Genomic DNA, 23,247 nt, shown 5'->3' with positions numbered 1-23,247 from the left:
AGTAAATAGTTATTATCCTTAAATAAAATATCAAAACAAATCTAAAGGACGACCGTTCAGGGTATCTTCGCTTGAACCTTATACCCCAAACCTTACACCTTAAACCTCAATTAAAGGTAAACCTCACATTCTTATAGCCCAATCCTTCAATAATTGGTTTAAGTACCGTTGTAGCATTGGTTTTGGTTTGGATTAAAATACTCGATTTTTTAACTTCAGCGGTTACCTGTCTTTCGGCTGCTTTATACGCTTCATCTACCAAACCGGCCTCTCGGAAGAAAGCCATCTTCGTATCATAAACACGGGAGCTTTTATGATCGATTTTTACATAACATATTTCGGGCTGTGGCAAATTTACTACAGCTGTATCCGCATCAATATCAATATCTTCGCGGGTAATTTTAGTTAAGTCGATACAACCTACTGCTTCCGCCTTAACAATCAATAACACGCTGGCTTCGGGCAAAAAATCTGTTTTATTTTTGTGTTCTAAAACATCGCTGATCTGGTACCTCACCAGCTCTAGTTTACCAATAGCCTCAATTTTCTCTACCAAAAGCTGATGTTTGCTCTCCACAGAGGTATTGATACTAAACTTTTTGGAGATAAATAAGTATCCTGCTATGATTAAAATTAACCAGGGTAAGAGGCGAAAAAAGAGCTTCATATTTTAAAAAAATAAGGTGCCAACATTTGTGTATTTAATCTGTTGCACAATAATTAATCCATAAATCGCTAATTATATTTTTTTGGCAATAGATTTGTAATACGATCATCACACACACAAATAAAAACTAATCAACATGAAAAAATTTACCATCTTAATGCTTTGCATTGCCACACTAGGTCTGGCTTCGTGCAAAAAAGACACCATTGTTCAACCAGGCAATACTATTTTAACTGTAGTTAAAGATATCTCGACTAACGCATGGGTTTTAAGTAATGACGGAAAAACATTCTCTGCAGATATTTCTGTTCCAGAAATAGATCAGTATCACATTGATAATGAAGGAACTTTAGTTTACATTTCTTACAACAACGGCGCTAGTTATATCGCACTACCATTTGTTTATAATGTAGATGCCTATAGCTTCGAGGTATACAAAGGTGGTGTGTCTATCGATGTACAAAGCTCAGATTACCAGGCAACAACTCCAATAAAACCAACATCGACAGTGAGGGTGAAAATAGTTCTTGTTGGAAACGATTTGTAATAACTTTTAAAACTCCAAGAAACGACTAATGTTCAATTGAACGTGGTCGTTTTTTTTATGCTCTCCCCTATTCAGTTGTAATGCACGAATATTAACGCCATTTCTTTCTAAAAGCAGTTCGTCGTAAAAACCTTTGTAGTAAACATCTTTTACTTCAAAACGCCTGCTGCTCCAGTTATTGTTTATTTCAGCCCATTCGGGATAAAATACAACTGAATTCTTTTCTGTTTTTAAGCCAATTTTTTCTGCATCAGCTTTCGATAAAACTACAGCATTACCTAAAATCTGGGCCGTATAAATATGTTTTGGGTGCTGATAAATTTCTGAAGGTTTTCCCGTTTGTAAGAGCTCGCCATTTTTCAATATCAGTAATTGATCGGCCAGGAATAAACCGTCTGCCGGATCGTGAGAAACCAAAATTACGGTAACACCGGTTTCTGAAGCTACTCGTTTAATATCAGCCCGTAGCTGGTTTTTAAGTAAGGCATCAACCTGGCTAAAAGGTTCATCTAAAAGCAAAACCTGTGTATCGGCAACCATTGCTTTGGCTATGGCCACGCGCTGCTGCTCTCCCCCACTCAGCTCGATAATTTTCTTATTCTGAAGCGGTAAAATCCGGAGGTGCTCCATAATCTGAAGCGTTTTTCCGGCTTTGGTTTTAAGGTCAGTATTCGATAGCTGTGAAGCAATATTATCGTAAACCTTTGCATAAATGTTTAACGAAAAATCCTGCGTAACCATTTTCATCTGTTTGTGGCCTGGGATGAGTTGTTCATCAGGGCCTTTAACCTTTTGATCTTCGAAAAAGATTTCACCTTCATCGGTTTTTAACAGCCCGTAAATAGATTTTAGTAAGGTCGATTTTCCGCTCCCGCTCTCACCAATAATGGCCACTATATCGCCTCTTTTAATTTCGAAACTTACATTTTTAATGCCACCGGCCTGCTCTGCCTGATATTGCTTGGTTAAATTTTTAACACTGATTATGGTATTGCTCACACGGTAAAGATAATGAATAAGCTTAAAGTGTAAAGACTAAAGCTTAAAGCAAAAAACTGCATATAAAAAATCCTGTCTCGCCTAACCGAAACAGGATCTGTTTATTTGTATGTTACCTCTCTGTCCCTTCAGACATCTCTCCTAAAGGAGAGAATTAATCAGTCTATTTGATATGGCTTAGTTTAGCCCGAAAGTAACCCCGAAACTCATATTCTTTAAGCCAGCTTGCTGCGAGGTAGTAAACATATCGTTAAAGTAATATTTGGTAAATAATCCTATACCTCCATAACCAAATCTAACTGTACCGCCGTAACGAACTGATTGAAAGTGATAGCTATCATATTGCTTTTCTTTACCACGTTCTTCACTTACCTGTTTAATTTTTCCATTTAGCAAAAAGCTCACCTCCGGACCTAAAACCAGGTAAAATCTTTTGCTGTTTTTGTTTTCGCTGGTGCGAAATTCGAAGTTTAAGGGAATGTGCACATAGCTGCTCGAGAAACGGTTTTTAGAGAAATGTACAGGCGCCTGATCGGTATATACAAATTCGTTAGAATTTTTAGCTATGGTAATGTCTTTTCTTAAGCGGATTAATGTCCAGTCGAACCCACCGGCTACATAAACTTTAAAATTAGAATTAAAACGATAGCCAAACTGTAAAACATCAAAAGAGAATGTACTGGTTTTACCACCTTTATAATCCAAAAATTCGTTGTTTGGAGACAAATTGAAACTACCATTGTCGATTAACCTGGAGAAACCCCAATCAACCCTGGTAAAAGTAATTCCACCTACAAAACGACCTTTTTTGAGATCTTTATTTGTGCTATCTTTTTCGTCTCTGGTTATTTTTACAATACCGTAATCTAAATCTTTTCTATTTTTTTTTGTAGAATCTTGTTGCGCAAAAGCACCAGGAGCCATAACACCGGCAAGCCCGCTTACCAAAAGTGTTGTATAAATTAGACGTTTCATATATGTGTGGTTTATTATTTTATTGTTATAAATTTAAAGGTTGTAATGTTCAATGTTGTAAAGTTTAAATGTTAGATACTGTTAACTAAAAACTGTTAATTGTAAACTGATAACTGGCCACTGCAAACTGTTACTTCTTGCGTTTACCTATTTTAAATGGACCAATATTGATTGATGCCAGAGAAGAATCATCATCATCGGTACGAAACTGAATCAGCTTATCTTTTCTTTTATCCATCTTGTTTACAATCAGGTTTACCACATCGCCAACATTACGGATGCCTTTACTACTTTGCTCATTATCGTTAATAGGCTCATCTATTTTAACGGCAGTAGGATTAGCAACGATTATGGCTTCTTCTTTTGGCTGCAGAATCGCTTCTTCAATTTTAGTTTTGATATCTTTTTTAGGTTCTTCAACCTGTGCTATTACTGTTTCTTGTTTTTGCATCACAGGTGCGGTAACAATATTCAGTTTCTCTACTGGTTTAACATCCTGCTTAGCTTTTGTTTTAACCAGATCATTTACTGGTTTAGTGTTAACCGGTAAAATGGGTGCAATATTTTCTATGGGCTCAACAACCACTGTTGCAGAATCTTTAACAACCGGTGTTTGAACCACTGGTTTAGTTTTCTCAACCGTATTGCTGGCCAATTGTTTATCGCTTTTAGTCGCATCTTTTTGTTGATAAACCAACACACCAATTGTAGCAATCAATAACACCGCTGCTGCCGATAACCAATAAATCGGTATGATCCTTTTTTTCTTAGGTGCTATTTCGCTTTCTATATTGCTCCATAAATCCCTCGAAGGTGTTACTTCTGCATCAGCAAAAGCATCCTTAAATAACTGATCAAAATCCTTATCCTGTATAGGTTGCATAACCAAATCCCTCCATTTTTATAATTTCTTCTTTTAATATCGCTCTTGCCCTCGATAGTTGCGATTTACTTGCCCCTTCTGAAATTCCAAGCGTTTCTCCAATTTCTTTGTGCGAGTAGCCTTCTATTACGTACATGTTAAAAACCATGCGGTAACCATCTGCCAATTTTTGTATCACTTTCATTAGATCCTGCATTCCCAGGCTGCCAAAATCAAATCCGGTTGATGGTTGCTCATAAGCTTCATCTATTTCTACCACGTTTAAGCTGCGTAAATTTTTACGGTAGCTTTCAATTGCAGTGTTCACCATAACCCTTCTTATCCAGCCTTCAAAAGAACCATCGCCCCTATACTCTTTTATTTTTTGGAAAATTTTGATGTATCCCATCTGTAGCACATCTTCTGCCTCCATTCTATCTTTGGCGTAGCGCATACAAACGGCCAACATTTTCGATGCAGTTTGCTTGTAAAGCAGCTCCTGCATTTTCCGGTCGCCTGCTTTGCAGCCTTCCATCAAATCGTTTATCGTATAGCTTCGCGTCAATTTCATTGTGTGTTTGTATATAGAAGATGGCAGATTACAAACAATGGTTGCATGGGATGAGAAAAAAAGTTAAATAAAGTTAAAATCAGCTTTATATAGATTGATTATCTATCAGATATAGTTTAAATAATTTTCAAGAAAGATATAGTTTTTTGATTTGAAAAGCAATGGCAGGAGCTTTTTTGACTGTTAGTCCCGCTCTCCGCTAAATCCCGATGAAAAATCGGGATACCGCTTCCGATCGGGTTTAGCTGGCAGGGACTTCCGAGGTTTAAAAAGGAATTAGCGCACAGGGGAACTTCTGAAGTCTATTAAACATAAAACCCCGTAGGTTCTAAAACCTACGGGGTTCGAAATGGTATAAGCTTATTCCCCCTAAACCTTCCTACCTTCCATCCTTCTACCTTCCACCTTGCTTCACTTTAAACAATTTGAAATCCTGCTTGTAGGTTAAGAAAAAGGAGTGATTAAACTGAAGTTGTTTATCGGTATTGTCTAAATCGATATGTGGCTCGAAACGGACATCAAGATATAAATGCGGAATTAACTCTTTTTGGTAAGCATAACGCAGCGAAACAATATTCCTAGCGCTTTGCTTCAAGCCGGGGCTATACAGGTTATCAGAAACCGATTCGTATAATGGCATACCTTTAATCGAAATAAAGTTATTGCCTTTCCAGTAAGAAGCCACCAAGCTTCCCCATTTACTTTCTACACCTGCATTTAACCACAAACCGAAACCACCTTGGTAAGCCCTTCTTTTATCAGGTGAAAAATCTTTGTAAACTGCAATATAGTTATCGGTATATACCTGTTTAATATTGGTATTGATGTTTTTATGCAGTTTTATACCCGTTGCACCGTTAAACATAGTCGTAATCGGGATTTCTTTCAATACATCAATCTGTCCGCCCTGGTGGAAAGCCAAAAACTGTGCGGGGATACTTAATTTCCAGTCATCATTTTTGATTAAAAAGCTTTCGGTTGATAAACCTCCGATAATTTCTTCTTTTGCGGGATCGCCTTTATAGATCATTTTTTGCCAGGCTATCCAGGCATCTAAAGTAAATTTCTTACGTTCCACCAATAGCTGGGTTCCGTATTCAATTGGTGTAGTTATGGTTCTTTCGAAATCGTATAAAGGCTCAATATATTTATGTTGAATGTTACCTTCTAAACTTCCAAAAATTAAGGTGAGATTTCTTTTATGGTATTTTACACTGAACAATGGTTTCGCATCAGAAATTCCGTTCCGGCCAAAATCCTTTCTAATGAAAGCCCCGGCAGTAATGGCCAGATTAGGATGTGCGTAATAAACTAGTTGAGGTTGCAATTGCGTTCCGTACAAAGTATAACCATCGTGAAAATCGTTGGTATACTCGTAATTACGAACATAATTTAAATTGTAAAAGTTGAAGTGAACCTCGTTCGTTAAACTGCTATCAGGACGGATTCGGTTTTCAAAAGCCGATTGATTAAACTGTGCGGAAGCAAAATAAGAACTAAAAAGAAAAGATATTAGAAGTAAGGCCTTTTTCAGACCTGTGGTTGTAAACATGCGCTTGAATTTTATCGCCCAAATTTAGAATAGTTTTTTATTAAATTATCAAGTACCGGGGATCAAGTATCAAGAGCACCATACAAGTTGACGAAAAGCAAACAATGAGCGCAGTTTGATTTTGCTTTAGTCTTTGGTCTTTTAGCTTTTAATCTATTTTCTTAAACGATAGTTCTTGTATAGTTTAACCGCAATCATTATAGCCATTGCAACCCCCATAATACCAATTAAACCGTAAATCCAGTTAATGGCACTTTTCAGGATTACCACAAATACAATAGCGATCATAAAAATGGTAGCCAGCTCTCGCCATAACCTCAACTGAAAACTGCTTAGCTTATATTGGTTATTTTTAAGCTGTTTAACGATGTTTTGACAAATAAAGTGATAGACAAGCAACCCAACAACAAAACCAAGCTTAACCCACATCCAATCGGCTTGGAGCAAGCCCTGATTTAAAGTCAACATAGATGCTCCTGCCAAGACAGATATGATCATGGCCGGGGTAGCAATAATTTTCCATAAAGTGGCCTCCATTTTGACAAACTGTTTTTGGAGGATACTTTTTTCTGGTTCAGACTTCTCGTTAGCCTCGGTATGATAAATAAAAAGACTCAGGATATAAAACAGTCCCGCCATCCAGCTAATTACAAATACGATATGTACTGCAAGAAAATAATAGTAATATGGCTGTAGGGTTTCTATCATTGTTTTATCTTATCCAAAATGTAAGTATCAATCCAATTTGGGATATTAGTAAATTGTAGATTTAATATTCCATCACAAATTTCACCAACATAATTATGCTTTGCTTCAGAATTATCCCAAAGATAAGTTTGATCTACCTTTTTAAGCATCTCAATTAATAAATCCATCGTCAAAAAATATCGTTTTTCAATTTTTTCTGCGTCAACCAAATGGCCTCCTTTCGAAACCCGATCCTTTACACGCTCCAAATTCATCTTTGGTGTTTCTGTACCAATAAAATAAAGATATACCTTATAATTATTGCGATGAGCAAAATCAATAAGGTCTAATTTAGAAGCATGTGAAAATACGGTTTCGAAGCTGAATGACTTTTTATTTCTGATTAACGAGTATCGAATAAAATCAGCAATAATTGCAAAATGATAAGAATTATGAGTTATTGAGCTTGATATGGCTTTAACAATAACATTTTCTCTTATTGCTAAGTTCCAGGTTTTTTTGTCAAATCCAGCTTTTATAAAAAGTCCGTTCCGAAAGCAAAATGACTCAAAATCTTCATTATTAGCATCAATTTCAAAGTCAGATAAGTTTAGAAAATTTTTCTTCTTAAATTCTTCTTCCAATAAATCTGCATTAATAAAAATCCGAGTGGAGAAATAGCTTGATTTTATAGAATCAAACAAAGTAGTTTTACCAGAACCATTTGGTCCGGCAAAAATTCTTAATTTAGGCTGCTTAGGCATTAAAAAAGCTTGATTCTCTTTGCAGAAACTCTTCTTCTTTTAAAATTACCTTCTGCTACCTTAATAACATCTCCATTATTAAATGTTCTATAAACGCCATCTGCTTTCACTTCAGTTCTACCTAAATTCAAAGCGTCAACAACCCTTAGAACATCTTCCATCTTCTTATTAACTGCTTTAATTAATTGCTTAATTGGCAGCTTATCCTCATCATTCAAAGATTTAACAGTCATATTATTTGAGTTATATAGCTAATATACAAAAATCAACAAACTATTAATACCTAAACTCCTTCACTACTTCAATTGCGTATTTAACATTTTCGAAGGGAATATCTGGCATAATACCGTGACCCAAATTAAAGATAAATCCCTCGGTGCCACGCATACGTTCAAATAACTTATGGATCTGCGCTTTAATTACAGCTTTATCAGCATATAAAATATGTGGATCTAAATTTCCCTGAACAGCAATACCTTTTGGCAAGGCATTTTTAATATTCAATAAATCAGCGTTCCAGTCAACCGAAATTACATCTGGTTTCGCTTCTGCCATAATTGGTGCAAAAACCGAACTTCCTTTACAGAACGAAATCACCGGAATATCTTTTCTATTTAAGTTAGCAATGATTTCCTGGATATAACGGTGAGAAAATTCCTGGTAATCATTCCATGATAAAGCAAGCGCCCAACTATCGAAAATTTGAACAGCGTTAACGCCAGCAGCAATCTGAAGATTCAGGTAATCAGCCGTTACTTTAGCAATTTTAGCCAAAAGTTTATGGGCCAATTCTGGCTGATTGTGTATAAAGAGCTTGGTTAATTTAAAATCTTTAGAAGAACCTCCTTCAATTAAATAACTCATTACGGTAAAAGGTGCACCTGCAAAACCGATTAAAGGAATATTGCCATTTAATCGCTGCTGGATCACTTTAATTGCATCAGCAACGTATTGCAATTCATCTAAACAATCAACATTTAAATTTTCGATATCTTGTGCAGTACGTACCGGATTGGCAAACTTAGGCCCTACGCCCTGAGTAAAGCTCAAATCACCACCCATAGCCTCACCAGTTACCAAAATATCACAGAATAAAATCGCAGCATCAATATCCAACAAATCAACAGGTAACATGGTCACATCGGCCGCAATTTCAGGGGTTTTGCACATCTCTAAAAAAGAGTATTTGTTTTTAATTTCCCAATATTGTGGCATAAAGCGACCTGCCTGACGCATCATCCATACAGGTGGGCGTTCGGTTTGCTTTGAAAATGCTGCGTCTAAAAATAAGTTATTCTTCATGATTTGTATTAGGTGTTCCTTAGTCAACGTCACCCTGAATTTAGTTCAGGGTCTTAATCGCAAAAAGATGCTGAACTAAATTCAGCATGACGAATCGGGCGCAAAGGTATAAATAAAAAAAAAACGAAGTACCTTTTTATCAAAAACTGGTGCTTCGCTTGTTCAAAATGACAATATTAATATTATAACTTGCTTATTTCTTTTTCAATTTTAACAATAATGTCTTTCGAGCGTTGTGTTTCAGCAAGCTCTTTAGCCAGTTTGGTATAAGCTTCTGCCCTTTCTCTGTCTTTCTTCCGCAAAGCAAGGTTAGCTAAATGGATCAGTACATACGATTTTTCGTTTTTACCTCCTACCGGAAAACGGCTCGCCAACTGAAAGTGATATTCAGCTTTATCATAGTCCTCTTCCTTCAAGGCCATATTCCCCTGCATAAATTCATAATAACCCCTTCGGCTTTTAGCCAATCTCGCTGGCTTAACCACCTCGGCCAATAAGGCTTTGGTTTTGCCGGATTCGTTATTTTTGAAATGTTTCGATGCCATCAAAACCGAACTATGCTTAAAATGGCTCCAAACAACAAAAGCAAATAATAGCCCTGAAACAGCGGCCAGCTGGTATTGATTGTAAAAAACACAAACCAATGCAGCAAGCACAAAAACTGCCATTAAAGCATATCTGCCTTTATTATTGTACATTAATGAATGTCAGTAAATTTATAACCTACACCACGGATAGAGTGGAAATAAACTGGGTTTTTCTGATCTGGTTCGAAATACTTACGGAAAGTTAAAATGAAGTTATCGATTGTTCTGGTAGAGGGGTAAACATCATAGTTCCAAACGGTTTCTAAAATCTGCTCTCTTGAAACGGCATCGTTTTTACGCTCGATTAATAGTTTCAATAACATCGTTTCCTTTTTGGTTAACGGCGTGATGGTACCATCATCATGTTTCAGTTCGAAAGAGTTAAAATAGATTGTTTTATCGCCGATTTTGTAAGAATTCAATTCTTTTAAATCATCAGATTTTAAACTGCGTTTAACTAAAATACCTACACGAAGAATCAATTCTTCTAAGTTGAAAGGTTTAACCAAATAATCATCTGCCCCTTTTTTCAAACCTAAAACACGGTCTTCTGAAGTGTTTTTAGCTGTTAAAAACATAATTGGAACTTCTGCATTCTCTAAACGGATTGTTTCGCAAACCTGGAAACCATCCATTTCAGGCAACATTACATCTAAAATAATTAGATTGAAGCGTTCTTCTTTAAAAATTTTAAGAGCGGTTTTTGCCATCTTTAACGGCGTGAACTTTATAACCCTCAAGTTCGAGGTTTAATTTGATAGCATCTAACAAGTGATCCTCGTCTTCTACCAATAGAATTCTTAATTTTTGTGACATAATTGAGATTAACTAAATGTTACTTCAAAAATACTTCCTTGAGGCAAATTGTCTTTTACTGTAATATCTGCATCATGGTATTGTAAAACCTCTTTCACAATAAACAAGCCTAAACCTGTTCCTTTCGCTTTTCTGACATTCTCGTTACCAACGCGGTAAAACTTATCAAATATCAACATTTTTTCGGCATCTGAAATACCTGGCCCCTGATCCACCACACTTAATTGAATATGCCCATCCACCTTGTTTAAATGCACATTTATCTCATCACATGGGTTTGAATACTTTACTGCATTCTCAATTAAATTGGTTACCACTGACGATAAGGCAAATTTGTCACCCACTATCTGCAAATTTGGCTGAATTTTAGCATTTATGATCTGCTCGCATCCACAAGAGTGAACCTGCAACCGATCTGTAATTTTATATACTAATTCTGAGAAGTTAAATTCTTCTTTAGGGAAAGTATACGAACGGTTTTCGATCTTGGTGGCCAACAACATATTTTCGACCAGATCATCCAAACGTTCAATATCTTTTAGCGAATTGTTTAATAATGAAGTTTGGCGTGCTTTATCCAAATCCCTTTTAACTATAGTTTGGATAGAAAGTTTAATCGCCGCCAAAGGAGATTTCAGCTCATGTGTAATCGACATCAGAAAATTCTGTTGCTGCTCTCTTAATTTATCCTCACGCTTTAACGATTGGTGAAGGAAATATCCACCGATACAGAGCAAAAACAAAAACACTGAACCCTCACCCATAATCATAGTCATGCGGCTTGGTTGCAAACGCACCACCAATGTACCCCACGAAATGAGTTGAATCAATGCATAAAGTAATAATGCGTAAAATATAATTATAGATTTCTTCATTCGTCGATTTTTCCTTCGGGTTGATTACACAGATTGTTTGATTACACAGATTATTTTATTGTTCCCTTTTCAGGCAGCCCTCCTTAAAATAAGGATGGGAGCAGTCTCTCCAAGTTTTATATAACCTAACTTATATTTTCTTATATGGTTAACAACCTCTTTGTTCTATGTGAAAACTTCCCATGGTTTGTGTCTCCACAAACCATCATAAATCATTATATTGTAGCTTTAAAAAAGCCTTACTTCTTAAACACCAAATCTAACGCTTCAAAAATAGCACGTTTCGCTTTCTCTAATTCGATCTTAGTATGTGCTGAAGATACGAAACCAACTTCATATCCCGATGGCCCTAAATAAATTCCTCTATTCAATAACTCACGGTGCATAATTTTGAATTTCTCCATGCTGCTGGCATCAATATCATCAGCCGATTGGATTTTATCCTTATCGGTAAAAGCAAACCAGAAGATAGAACCAATGGTAAATACCTTAAATTTATAGTTACGTGCCGTTGCAAAACGCTGAATGCTAGCCACAAATTCTTGCGCTTTGGTATTCAAATCTTTGTAAAAGCTTGATTTATTCAGTTCTGTTAAAGTAGCAATGCCTGCTGCCATGGCAACGGGATTTCCAGATAAGGTTCCTGCCTGGTACACACCACCATCAGGAGAAATATGTGCCATAATTTCAGCACGTGCACCGTACATCCCAACTGGCAATCCACCACCTATGATTTTGCCATAAGTAACAATATCGGGTGTAACGCCATAATGTGCAGCTGCCCCCTCAAAACCAACCCTGAAACCAGTAATTACTTCATCAAAAATTAATAGTGAACCGTTATCTGTACAAATTTTGCGCAAGAAATGAATATATTCCTCATCCTGGATAATTAATCCATTATTCGCCGGAATGCCTTCTATAATTACTGCAGCAATCTGATCTTTAAACTGGGCAAAAGCTTGTTCAATAGCTATTTTATCATTTAAAGGAACAACAATGGTTTCTTCGGCAAAAGATTTTGGTACACCTGCAGAAGAAGTTTCGCCAAAAGTAACCAAACCTGAGCCCGCTTTAACCAAAAGCGAATCGCTATGACCGTGGTAACAGCCTTCGAACTTTAAAATTTTATCGCGACTGGTAAAACCTCTTGCCAAACGTATGGCCGACATTACCGCTTCTGTACCTGAGCTGGTGAAACGGATTTTTTCTACAAAACGGTTATTTTTGATAATCAGCTCAGCCAATTCATTTTCTAAAGCTGTTGGTGCGCCGAAGCTCATTCCGTTCTGCATGACCTCAGTAACTTTCTCGCGGATTTTAGGATTGTTATGTCCTAAAATTAATGGTCCCCAGCTACCGCAGAAATCGATAAACTGATTACCATCGGCATCCCAGATATAACAGCCATCACCTTTTTCGATAAAAAGTGGTGTACCATAAACCGATTTAAAAGCTCTTACAGGTGAGTTTACTCCACCAGGGAAATACGTTTTTGATTTCTCGTACAGCTCGGCAGATTTTACCCTCGAAATATCAGGTTTACTTCCCGTATTTACCGGAATATCGGCTTCGTTGCCTGAAAACATTTTTTTTAATGAATCTAACATTTTATTAAGGTTGAAGGCTGAAAGGTGGAAGGTTTTGGACGCATAACCAATAAACCATCAATCTTTTACCTCATTATATTTGTAGGTTTTAGAATGAATTGTTAAAGATCTAAATTGTGGGTATAAACCCTCAACCATTAAGCCTTCTACCTTCCGCCTCTAAAGCCAGTCGTTATTTAAAATATCTTTAATATGGTAAGTGGTAATAATACTTGCGCCTGCACGGGCGAAGGCATGCATGGTTTCCATCACTACTTTTTGTTCATCTATCCAACCGCGTTCGGCAGCTGCTTTTACCATTGAGTATTCGCCTGATACATTATAAACCGCAATTGGTAAATTAGTATCTTGTTTTAAACGCTGGATAATATCCAGATAGGCTAAACCTGGTTTCACCATTAAAACATCCGCGCCTTCCTGTTCATCTAAAGCGGCTTCGCGCAAAGCCTCTAACGGATTTCTGAAATCCATCTGATAAGCCTTCCTATCGCCTTTGCTTGGTGCACAATCTGCAGCCTCTCTAAAAGGACCATAGTAGGCAGAAGCAAATTTTGTTGCATGACTCATAATGGCGGCATTTACAAAACCGTTTTCATCTAAAAGATTACGCATGGCCTCAATCCTCCCATCCATCATATCCGATGGAGCAAACATATCAGCACCAGCTTCAGCATGCGTTAAGGCCATTTTAGCAATTACCTCAACTGTTTTATCGTTTTGAACATAATCGTTCTCTAAAATACCACAATGGCCGTGGGTGGTATAAGAACAAACGCAAACATCGGTAATTACATATAAATCATCTCCGAATTGTTTTTTGAGCTCGCGAACCGCAGTTGGCACCAAAGAATGATCGTGATAAGCGGATTTGGCATCTTCAGATTTTTCATCACCAACACCAAAAAGCATGATTTTGTTAAGCCCTTTTTTCATTCCAGCCTCAACATCGTTCACCAGGGTATCAACCGAATAATGGTTTACACCAGGCATGGCATCAATGGCGTGGGTAATGTTATTGCCAGGCACTACAAAATAAGGGTACACAAACATATCCTTCGATAACCGTGTTTCGGCTACCATCTCTCTCACTAATGGGTTTTTCCTTAATCTACGCGGACGATTTAACATTTTATTTGTATCAAGTATTTAGTATCAAGTATCGAGACCTGAATATCTTTTTATTTTTTGCTTCGGGGTGATTGCACAGATTGAATGATTACACAGATTTTTAGATTATAATATCAGGTATCAAGACTTAATTATTTTAGTCCTTAAACTCTAACCCCTCCACCCTAAACCTTCTGCCTTCCACCTCAAACCTACTTTATCTCTATTCCAAAAACAGCTTCAGCCAATCCAATTTCATCAGGTGAGTAAGGCAAAGCATATTTCACTCCCATTTCATCAAATTTCTTACCTGTAGAGTTTCCAATGGCAATTACCTGTTGACCTGGCTCCAATAAATTATCAGCGAAATAGGCATCAACGTTTGAAGGGCTGGTGAAAATGAGCACATCGGCATAACTCTGGTCTATATCTTCTTCGATTACGGTTTCGTAAATCGGCAGATCGATTATTTTAGCGTCAGCTGGTAATGATTTTTGAATAGACTGTAAAGAATCCTGTGCTCTTGGAAACAATACTTGCTGACCACTAACCAATTGCGCAAAATCTTCTGCAACTTCGGTAATATCGCCACTCTCGCCAACAAAATCAGCAATATGGCCAAATTTCCGCAAGGCATCTTCCGAACCTCTTCCAACTACACCAAATTTTGTTTTCTTTGGCAGCAATGGTTTTAAGTTGAAAAAATATTCGACACTGTTGCGGCTACTGAAGAAAACCCAATCTACATGCCTTAAAATAAACTGATCTAAAACAGTTACTATCGGAAACGTACGGATTAACGAACGTCCTTCTATTTCAATATTATTATTTTCTAGTGCCCTGCGAAAATAACTGTGTTCGCCAATTTCGCGCGAGATGAAAACCTTTGCCGGCTTCTTTCTTTCTACATTAAATTTGCTCACAATTTTTTCTGCCAAACCTTCGGTACTTTCTGCGCGTAAAAACAAACGCTCAGGAAAATGGTCGGCGGTTTCGGCCTTTGAAGTCCATATTTCGAATTTTCCGTTTTCCTTTTTGCAATAACAGCCCAATGGCATGTGGCAACCACCTTCGAAAAGGTTTAAAACCTTACGCTCTACAGTTACTGTTTCTGCTGTTTCCGGATCGTGCAATTTTTGTAGTGCATCAAAAAGTTCGGTATCATTTTCCCTGATCTGAATAGCCAAAGCGCCTTGTGCCGGCGCAGGGATAAACTCAGTGGTTTCTAACTCTTCTACATGTAAATCGCTTACATCAAGATTTAAGCGTTTAACACCTGCTTTTGCAATCAGAATGGCATCGTAATCTTCATCACGGAGCTTTTGAATACGGGTGGGTACATTTCCGCGTAAATCTTCAACTTCTAAATCGGGGCGTAAACCCAATAACTGGGCTTTGCGGCGATTGGATGAAGTACCCACCATTGCACCTTTTTTTAATGAAAGCTTTTGCGAAACATCTACACAATCTTTTAAAATCAAAAGATATTCACTTGCTTCTTCTCGTGGTGGTAAAGCAGCGATAATTAATCCATCGGGATGCGTAGTGGGTAAATCTTTAAGGCAATGCACAGCCAGATCAATTGTTCCACCCAAAAGTTCTTCTTCCAATTCTTTGGTAAAAAAGCCTTTGCCTTCCAGTTTATCTAATCTTAAATTCAGGATTTTATCGCCCTGCGTTTTAATGATTTTTATTTCTGCTTCTATTCCAATTGCAGCCAATTCATCTTTTATATGATTTGCTTGCCATAAAGCCAGGTCGCTACCGCGTGTTCCAATGGTTAATTTCTTCACTATAAAGGTTAAATGAGTTGCAAATTTAATTTAATTAGTGGTTTATACCATGAATTGTTTAAAAATGAGACAGTGAGGTTACAGAAGGTATAATTTAAAGGATTTCTGTGACATTTAAGACATAATGAAAGCTGGAATGCAATAAATTAATGATTTAGGTGGGAGTGTCCAAGCGTGATCGTTTGAAGGTGCTTCGACTACGCTCAGCATGACAACGGAAAAAAATTAGGAATATGATTGTATTTTGAAAGATGAACCCAAGTTATCCGTGATGTAAGATGTTACCCTCTTACACTTAATCAGATCCCTTTAGATTAATCCAATTGAAATGGAAATACCTGACTTCACTTATCTAATATATGGATAAGAGATTTTTTCAGGATTACCTTGAAAAGAAAGATCCTTCATTTCATTCAGGATGACACAAACGAAGAATGACAGAAAAAGAATAAGGGGAAAATTAAGGTTGATTAACCAAAATTTCTTTGGCCATTACCATCGGAACGCTGATGTATTTTTTCTCCATGTAGTTCATTACACGTTCTAAAACTTCTCGCGAGGCTTCATCCATCTGACTAATTTCCTCAGCAAATACGCCATTTATGGCTGTATTTTTGATTTCTTTAATCTTTCTTGGCACTTCCTGCATCGCCAGTTCGATACGGCGTTGTTTTAAAACAGAGAAAAATTCGGTAATGTTATTGCTGATAATTTCTTCGGCATGCACCAGTTCGTTATAACGTTCCTGGATATTTTTGCGCGCCACCTCTTTCAGCGATTCTACCTCAATATAATGTACAGGGTTGTTATGGATCACTGCAGGGGTAACATCATTCGGAATGGCCAAATCTACAATTACCTTTTTGCCCTGATCGCCATTTAACAGTTTAGCGTATAATGCTTCGTTAATAATCGCCTCAGTAGAACCAGTACAGGTAATAATCACATCAAATCCCTCATTAAAATCTTCAAGTGATGCTAAAGGGTAAGCCTTACCACCTAACTCTCCTGCTAAAGATTCGGCCTTAGAAAAAGTACGGTTGAAAATCGAGAAATTGGAATATTTATGTTTGTTAAGGTATTTTGCAATGTTCTGATTCGTTTCGCCAGCACCAATAATCAAGATACGCGAGTTGCCGCACATGTTTAACTCTTTTAGCTTGCGGTAGGCCAATGAAACAACAGAAACGGGATTTTTTGAAATATTGGTGTGCGTATAAACTTCTTTTGCGGTTTTAACCACACGCTCCATGATCATACGCATGTAATCGCCGGTAAATCCTGCATCGCGGCAGTTTTCGTAAGCTTTACGGATCTGAGCAAGGATTTCCTTTTCGCCAACCACCAAACTCTCTAAAGAACACGATGTTCTGAGTAAATGATTAAAAGCCTCTTCATTTTCGTAAACAGAAACATTATCAAGAAAACGCTCCATAAATTCAGGAGGCAGGCCCATGTCTAAAACAGTAAGAAATCTGGTTACAAATTCCTTGTCAGTCTTCTCTTTGGTAAGGAAAACAAACTCTACACGGTTACATGTTCCAATATAAAAAATTTCGCTAACGGGAAGTTCTGCTTGAACATTCTTCAACCTGCTATCTAAACTCTGATCACAAATAACTAATTTCCCTAAAGATTTCAGGTCGATGTGGTGATGCGTAAAAGCTATTACTTTTAAATATTCCAAGTGCTTCCGTTATTAACTATTATCGGGATACAAAAGTAACACGGTGAACGCATGTGACTGTCATTAACCTGTAATTTACATCAATTTAGAACGGTTTTAAATAAAGGGATTAAAGATTAATCAAGCCACATTGATTTATATAAACAAACCAATCTGTATCATTTTTCTTTGGATTTATGCCCTCTTCTACGTTTTGGCTAGATGTAACCACTTTTTATCCATTGCAGTATATTACGTAATTAGGCCAAAATGGTTGCCTGCGCATGGTTATTTAATTTATTTCTCAGGAATATTAAAAATCGTTTTTGGATTTATTGTAGATTAAGATGACAGAAAACTAGCGGCACTGTTAATTATACTGATGTTGGTTGCCTTTTTACGCGCACATCTACATGATCCAGAAGATGCCGTTCATATTTGGCAAAATATCAGCTACACCCATTTATAGCCTGGGCAAGGTTGCCTTTGCAGCTATTGTTTATCTGTTGGGTATGGTATTATTATAAAAATCGTAATGGGTAATTTTATTTTTTTGAAAAGCAGGAGCTGTATTTCATTTTAGTGTTAGCCCCGCTATTCGTTACAATCTTTTTGGGAATGTTAGTCTGAGTTTGTCGAAAACCTGCAACAAAAAGTATTTCCACTGTTATCGGGTTTAGATAATATAGGCCTCTGCCACTATTAATGGTTTTCTTGGCGCTTCTATAACAAATCCATCCATCAGGTTAATGCAAAAAATACACAACAAAATTAGATTTTGTAGGTTTATATTTTGTACCAATTCCTTAAACGATGATTACACAAAGCAATTTTAGCCTTAGCGGTTCAGACGGAAAATTAATTATTGGCGATATCACTTTTGATGAAAAAAACCCCAACACACCCATTGTACTTTTTGTTCATGGTTTTAAAGGCTTTAAAGATTGGGGTGCGCACAATTTAGTGGCCCGGTACTTTGCCAGCAATGGCTACCGTTACATCAAATTCAATTTATCACACAGCGGTGTTCCTGTTGATGATCCGAAAGATGTAACCGATATGGATGCCTTTGCCCGAAATACCGTATCGAAAGAACTTTTTGACTTAAATGCCATACTCGATTTTATTGAAAAAGCTTACGGTAAAGAAACCAAAGTAAACCTCATCGGCCATAGCCGTGGCGGTGGGTTATCCATCATTGAGGCTGCTAACGACCTGAGGATAAACAAACTGATTACCTGGAGCGCCATTGGCGATTTTAGCAGTCTTTGGAAAAAAGAACAGGAAGCAGAATGGAAAAAAAACGGCAAAATATTCGTTATTAATGCCCGTACGAAGGAGCAAATGCCTTTAAATGTAACCTTATTGGAAGATCTGGAAGAAAATGCAGCAGCATTGAATATTTTAGATGCAGCAAAACGGGTAAACATCCCCTGGTTAATTATCCATGGTGATGATGACGTAAATGTTCCTTTTGAAACGGCGCAAACTTTGGCAGAAGCCAACCCTGGCAGCAGGTTGGTTAAAATTGAAGGTGCCAACCATGTTTATGGTGCAACACAGCCCTATAATAACGATACTTTGCCTCCACTTTTATTTAAGGTTTGTGAAAAGGTTTTGTTATTTTTGGATGAAGGATAATTTTAAAATAATGATTGCTTTAACCCCAGAACAAATTAAAGAAATAGCGGAAACAATTGACTGTGGCTTTGTGTGCCACTGGAATATTAAAAACAATAGATTGATTTTCCTACCAACCGATGAGGGCTTTGATCCAGCTTACAATGATGCTTGGGACGAGGATATAAAAGAGTTAGAAACAAATTCAAGTGAGTACAGGGAAATTGAGCAACCTGATTCAAGAGAATCATTTAGGATGATGGAAGAATTTACGGATGAGCTACCCGATAATACACGGATAAAAGTTACACTACTCGAGGCACTTAATAAAAGAAAACCATTCAGAGAATTTAAATACGAAATAGATAATTCAGGAGAATACAGGCAATTATGGTTTGATTTTAAAAATCAAAAATTGATTGAGTATGTAAAAGATAGGATTGAAGATATTATTATGCTAGAGAACCCCGGGGATGATTAATCATCCCCTCTCCTTACAAAATTACGCATATCACTACCACTAGGGCTTTGGAAAATTTCAAGGTCAAAGTATGGTACCGCAGCCAATAAATGATCAAAAATATCTGCGGCAACTTCTTCGAAACGTTTTAATCCTTTTTCTTTCGAGAACACATAAATCTCAATGGGAAGGCCGTTTTCTGTAGCCTGTAACTGGCGCACCATGAAAGTTAAATCGGTATTAATGTGCGGATTACTTTCGAGGTATTTCTCTGCATAAACCCTAAAAGTGCCAATATTGGTCATATGCCGACCGTTAACCAGATTATTGGGATTCACTGTATTTTCGGCATTATACCGCTCAATAAATTGCTGCGTTTCTTTCAGGTAATCTTTCAGAAAATCGATGCTCTGCAGCCTTCCAATCAATTCATCATCACAGAATTTAATGCTCGAAATTTTAATATTGATGTGGCGTTTAATCCTCCTGCCCTCACTTTCTTCCATCGCCCGCCAATTCTTAAACGATTCGCTAACAATGGCGTAACTAGGCACTATGGTTACGGTTTTATCCCAGTTGCGCACCTTAATGGTGGTTAAATTAATTTCGGTTACTTCACCATCTGCACCGTATTTTTCTACGGTTATCCAATCACCCACCCTCACCAAGTCGATGGCGCTCATTTGTACCGAAGCTACAAAACCCAAAATCGGATCTCTGAAAACCAGAATAAAAACAGCGGTAACTGCACCAAAACCCACCAAAAACATACAAGGGCGATTCGCCCAGAATAATCGACAGAATAAGCACAAAACCAACGATATAAAACACGATTTTGGTCACCTGTTTGTAACTCCTGATCGGTTTATCAGCATATTTCTTTGATGATTCCATGATAGACACCAAAGCATTTAGAAATGCATTTATGGCAAACATTACCGCTAAAACCATATAGATTTTAGCAAATATTAAAGCATAAAATAGCCAGTTTTTAAAATCGATAAAAAGGTAGGGAACAACGTTGTAGATGATGTAAGCACCAAATATTAATGCAAATGCCCTGAAAACACGGAATTCGAACAGCGCTTTTTGCCAGTCAGACTTAGTTTTTGCACTTTTTACTACACCGATAAAAATTTGGCGGGTTACAAATATGGTAATAAACAGAAATAACGTAACGCCAACCAGTCCGATAAAAAAATAAGCATAAATCAGTTCGCCACCAACCAGCCCTTTACCTGCAAGCCAGTTTCTAAGTTCGTTAAACAAGGTTTGAAACTCCGGGATATTCATCAAGGCAATTTATGATTTATTGATCAGTAATTTAAATGGTTCTTTAGTCTTTGTCATTCTGAATGTAATGAAGAATCTGTCGTGAAGATCCAAAATAAAAATGAGTTAATTATAATTACACTTTATACTGGTCTGTGAGGACACAGACCAGGGGGATAAGGCTCAGAATGACATATGGCAAAATAATTTGAGAACTCCTCGGTCTGTGTCCTCACAGACCGAAAATAAAATTAGTTAATTAAAATTACGCTTTATAAAGATTCTTCGCTGTGCTCAGAATGACAATATTGTAAGCACACAAACCACGGCGCGCAGTATTAATTATTAAATCTTTTCTACCCAGTTACCATCATCTTTGATAATATCGATCAGTTCGTCTAAGGCATAAGCCGTCGTTACATTTTTCTTTACCACTTCTTTACCGCGGTATAAAGTAATTTTATCGGGACCAGTACCTACATAACCGTAATCGGCATCAGCCATTTCACCTGGTCCGTTAACAATGCAACCCATGATACCAATTTTTATTCCTTTTAAGTGGTCTGTACGCGAGCGGATCAATTGTGTGGTTTCCTGCAAGTCGAAAAGTGTTCTACCACAACTAGGGCAAGAGATGTACTCTGTTTTACTGATGCGGGTACGTGTAGCCTGTAAAATCCCAAAACTGGTAGAATTAATTAATGAAAGGTTTTGACCTTCTGCATCAATCCACACACCGTCTCCAAAACCATCGGTAAATAAAGCGCCGATATCGGTTGCGGCATAAAGCATCAAATGATCGGCATCTGCATCCTGATAAGTTCTTTTAATAATTACCGGGATCTGAATATTTTTCTCTTGCAACGAAACAAAAAATGCTCTTTGCTCTGCCATTCCGTGAGTAGCTGACGTTTTTAAAATCAGAACAACATTAGATTGGAAAGTTGGAAGGTTGGAAGGCTGGAAAGTTCCTGCATCAACTTCAACAAAGTTTAATAACTCATCTTTATGATCAGCTTTGTTAAACTCTTCAAAAGAGAATAAAGGGTGGCAGTTGTTTTTATCTTTAAGGTTTAACCATGTTTGGTAATTGTAAACCTGTTTTAAATTTCCGGGGAAAGAAAAAGATGGCAGGTTATCTCCCAAATAAGCTAAATCGCAAGCCTGATCGGCCAAATTATATTTATCTAAACCTGCGTTGTAATTGTAACCAACTGAACTTAAAAAGTAAGGATCTTTTAAATTTTCTTTCGAAACATCAATCATCACTACCGGATGATGATGCCCGCCAACGTGCTGAACAGGATTGGTAATTCGGCGGTTGTACTCGTAAGGACTGTAAGTTGGGCGGTGGGCGTTGAGCGTATGGCGAGGATTGTTGGACTCAGGACTTCCGACTTTGGACTTCAGACTCCTTAAAGCATATCGATCTCCCAAAGCCTTAGCTACTGGTGCTTCAAATTCAGGGTCTTCGGTTAACGAAACACGAATGGTATCGCCCAAGCCATCTTCTAACAAAGTTCCAATACCAACGGCTGATTTAATGCGGCCATCTTCGCCATCACCGGCTTCTGTTACGCCTAAATGCAGGGGATAATTCATCCCTTCTTTAGCCATGGTTTCAACCAATAAGCGATAGGCTTGAACCATCACCTGGGTATTGCTGGCTTTCATCGAGATCACCAGATTATAATAATTCTGGTCTTCGCACATGCGGATAAACTCCATTGCCGATTCAACCATTCCGCGAGGAGTATCGCCATAATGGCTCATAATCCTGTCAGAAAGCGATCCATGGTTTGTGCCGATACGCATGGCGGTGCCATACTCTTTACAGATTTTAACTAAAGGGATAAACTTTTTGTAAATTCGGCTTAGTTCTGCATTGTAAGCATCCTGTGTATATTCTATATTCTCGAATTTCTTTTTATCTGCGTAATTGCCTGGGTTAACCCTTACTTTTTCTACAATACGTGCAGCCATTTCTGCTGCGTTTGGCGTAAAATGAATATCGGCAATTAAAGGCACGTTATAGCCGCGGAAACGCAGTTCTTTTTTAATATTGGCCAGATTTTCGGCTTCTTTAATGCTAGGGGCAGTGATACGAACATATTCACAGCCAGATTCTACCATCCGAATAGTCTGCTCTACAGTACCCAAAGTATCCATGGTATCGGTAGTGGTCATCGATTGGATCCGGATGGGATTATGCCCACCCAAAGCGATATCACCTATGTTAACTTCGCGGGTTAAATACCTCGAATAAGCTGTTAAACTGTTGCAATATCCGCCAGCCAGATCATGTTTTGCCAATATATTTTCCATCTGTTTGCAAAGATAAGGATTGTTGGAATTTTTGATGTTGTAATGTTGTAATTAAATCAACCGTCAATATTAGCAAAATAGCTTTGTTTTTTGGAAAAGCAGCACCTGTGACTCTTGGCAAATGCAGTCCTGCTCATATCTTTACCTTTATAATAAAAATAATCAAAAGAGGGAGAAAAACTTGTAGTCC

General features: G+C 37.5%; 22 protein-coding genes and 1 pseudogene. 3 read left to right on the top strand and 20 right to left on the bottom strand.

What is annotated here, in order from left to right:
- Positions 1–106: 106 nt before the first annotated feature.
- Positions 107–667: a DUF4230 domain-containing protein gene (locus QF042_RS06565; protein WP_307526495.1), complete on the bottom strand. Its 561-nt coding sequence runs from the start codon at positions 665–667 to the stop codon at positions 107–109.
- A gap of 136 nt (positions 668–803) precedes the next feature.
- Between QF042_RS06565 and QF042_RS06560 the strand changes: the two genes are divergently transcribed.
- A complete protein-coding gene (locus QF042_RS06560) occupies positions 804–1,214 on the top strand; it encodes a hypothetical protein (RefSeq protein ID WP_307526493.1) in 411 nt (136 codons plus the stop codon).
- A 6-nt stretch (positions 1,215–1,220) separates the two neighbouring features.
- On the opposite strand, the gene QF042_RS06555 is transcribed toward QF042_RS06560, so the two are convergent.
- The 16 genes and pseudogenes from QF042_RS06555 to hemA form a co-directional block, all read right to left on the bottom strand.
- Complete coding sequence (locus tag QF042_RS06555) at positions 1,221–2,213, bottom strand: ABC transporter ATP-binding protein (protein WP_307526491.1); 993 nt, start codon at positions 2,211–2,213, stop codon at positions 1,221–1,223.
- Positions 2,214–2,390: 177 nt separating this feature from the next.
- Positions 2,391–3,188 (bottom strand): outer membrane beta-barrel protein, encoded by a 798-nt coding sequence (locus QF042_RS06550; RefSeq protein WP_307526489.1) that lies wholly within the window; start codon positions 3,186–3,188, stop codon positions 2,391–2,393.
- Between the two features lie 130 nt (positions 3,189–3,318).
- The gene (locus tag QF042_RS06545; RefSeq protein WP_307526487.1) at positions 3,319–4,071 is read right to left on the bottom strand and encodes a hypothetical protein; all 753 of its coding nucleotides are present in this window, start codon (positions 4,069–4,071) and stop codon (positions 3,319–3,321) included.
- Positions 4,052–4,621 (bottom strand): RNA polymerase sigma factor, encoded by a 570-nt coding sequence (locus tag QF042_RS06540; RefSeq protein WP_307526485.1) that lies wholly within the window; start codon positions 4,619–4,621, stop codon positions 4,052–4,054. The genes QF042_RS06545 and QF042_RS06540 overlap by 20 nt, the downstream gene beginning before the upstream one ends.
- Positions 4,622–5,015: 394 nt before the next feature.
- Positions 5,016–6,173 carry a hypothetical protein gene (locus QF042_RS06535; protein ID WP_307526483.1) on the bottom strand — a complete coding sequence of 386 codons (1,158 nt, stop codon included), beginning with the start codon at positions 6,171–6,173 and terminating at the stop codon, positions 5,016–5,018.
- A gap of 153 nt (positions 6,174–6,326) precedes the next feature.
- Positions 6,327–6,881, bottom strand: a complete 555-nt coding sequence (locus tag QF042_RS06530) for a CopD family protein (RefSeq protein WP_307526481.1) — start codon at positions 6,879–6,881, stop codon at positions 6,327–6,329.
- Complete coding sequence (locus QF042_RS06525; RefSeq protein ID WP_307526479.1) at positions 6,878–7,624, bottom strand: hypothetical protein; 747 nt, start codon at positions 7,622–7,624, stop codon at positions 6,878–6,880. Before QF042_RS06525 ends, QF042_RS06530 begins: the two co-directional genes overlap by 4 nt.
- Positions 7,624–7,857 (bottom strand): hypothetical protein, encoded by a 234-nt coding sequence (locus tag QF042_RS06520; protein ID WP_307526477.1) that lies wholly within the window; start codon positions 7,855–7,857, stop codon positions 7,624–7,626. Before QF042_RS06520 ends, QF042_RS06525 begins: the two co-directional genes overlap by 1 nt.
- Positions 7,858–7,900: 43 nt before the next feature.
- Positions 7,901–8,926 (bottom strand): uroporphyrinogen decarboxylase, encoded by a 1,026-nt coding sequence (hemE, locus tag QF042_RS06515; RefSeq protein WP_307526475.1) that lies wholly within the window; start codon positions 8,924–8,926, stop codon positions 7,901–7,903.
- 182 nt (positions 8,927–9,108) lie between these two features.
- On the bottom strand, positions 9,109–9,624 hold the full coding sequence (locus QF042_RS06510) for a hypothetical protein (RefSeq protein WP_307526473.1): 516 nt from the start codon (positions 9,622–9,624) through the stop codon (positions 9,109–9,111).
- Positions 9,624–10,329: pseudogene (locus tag QF042_RS06505) on the bottom strand (response regulator transcription factor). The gene QF042_RS06510 and the pseudogene QF042_RS06505 overlap by 1 nt, the downstream one beginning before the upstream one ends.
- Positions 10,330–10,337: 8 nt before the next feature.
- Complete coding sequence (locus QF042_RS06500; RefSeq protein ID WP_307526472.1) at positions 10,338–11,204, bottom strand: sensor histidine kinase KdpD; 867 nt, start codon at positions 11,202–11,204, stop codon at positions 10,338–10,340.
- Positions 11,205–11,443: 239 nt separating this feature from the next.
- Complete coding sequence (gene hemL, locus QF042_RS06495) at positions 11,444–12,814, bottom strand: glutamate-1-semialdehyde 2,1-aminomutase (RefSeq protein WP_307526470.1); 1,371 nt, start codon at positions 12,812–12,814, stop codon at positions 11,444–11,446.
- A gap of 159 nt (positions 12,815–12,973) precedes the next feature.
- A complete protein-coding gene (hemB, locus tag QF042_RS06490) occupies positions 12,974–13,942 on the bottom strand; it encodes a porphobilinogen synthase (protein WP_307526468.1) in 969 nt (322 codons plus the stop codon).
- A 191-nt stretch (positions 13,943–14,133) separates the two neighbouring features.
- On the bottom strand, positions 14,134–15,714 hold the full coding sequence (gene hemC, locus QF042_RS06485; RefSeq protein WP_307526466.1) for a hydroxymethylbilane synthase: 1,581 nt from the start codon (positions 15,712–15,714) through the stop codon (positions 14,134–14,136).
- A 460-nt stretch (positions 15,715–16,174) separates the two neighbouring features.
- Positions 16,175–17,401 carry a glutamyl-tRNA reductase gene (gene hemA / locus QF042_RS06480; RefSeq protein ID WP_307526464.1) on the bottom strand — a complete coding sequence of 409 codons (1,227 nt, stop codon included), beginning with the start codon at positions 17,399–17,401 and terminating at the stop codon, positions 16,175–16,177.
- Positions 17,402–18,193: 792 nt separating this feature from the next.
- Here hemA and QF042_RS06475 point away from each other — a divergent pair.
- Together QF042_RS06475 and QF042_RS06470 are read left to right on the top strand one after the other, a co-directional pair.
- Positions 18,194–19,021, top strand: a complete 828-nt coding sequence (locus QF042_RS06475; protein WP_307526463.1) for a S9 family peptidase — start codon at positions 18,194–18,196, stop codon at positions 19,019–19,021.
- A gap of 10 nt (positions 19,022–19,031) precedes the next feature.
- A complete protein-coding gene (locus QF042_RS06470; RefSeq protein WP_307526460.1) occupies positions 19,032–19,481 on the top strand; it encodes a UPF0158 family protein in 450 nt (149 codons plus the stop codon).
- Here QF042_RS06470 and QF042_RS06465 read toward each other — a convergent pair.
- The 3 genes from QF042_RS06465 to ispG form a co-directional block, all read right to left on the bottom strand.
- Positions 19,478–20,143 carry a mechanosensitive ion channel family protein gene (locus QF042_RS06465; protein WP_373459062.1) on the bottom strand — a complete coding sequence of 222 codons (666 nt, stop codon included), beginning with the start codon at positions 20,141–20,143 and terminating at the stop codon, positions 19,478–19,480. The genes QF042_RS06470 and QF042_RS06465 overlap by 4 nt on opposite strands.
- Positions 20,112–20,753 (bottom strand): hypothetical protein, encoded by a 642-nt coding sequence (locus tag QF042_RS06460; protein ID WP_307526456.1) that lies wholly within the window; start codon positions 20,751–20,753, stop codon positions 20,112–20,114. The genes QF042_RS06465 and QF042_RS06460 overlap by 32 nt, the downstream gene beginning before the upstream one ends.
- 324 nt (positions 20,754–21,077) lie before the next feature.
- Positions 21,078–23,057, bottom strand: a complete 1,980-nt coding sequence (gene ispG / locus QF042_RS06455; protein ID WP_307526453.1) for a (E)-4-hydroxy-3-methylbut-2-enyl-diphosphate synthase — start codon at positions 23,055–23,057, stop codon at positions 21,078–21,080.
- Between the last annotated feature and the right edge of the window lie 190 nt (positions 23,058–23,247).

Origin of the sequence: Pedobacter sp. W3I1, from assembly GCF_030816015.1 — a bacterium.
GTDB lineage: Bacteria > Bacteroidota > Bacteroidia > Sphingobacteriales > Sphingobacteriaceae > Pedobacter.
Note: the sequence above shows the minus strand (reverse complement) of the source record. Positions and strands in the feature narration are given on the sequence as shown.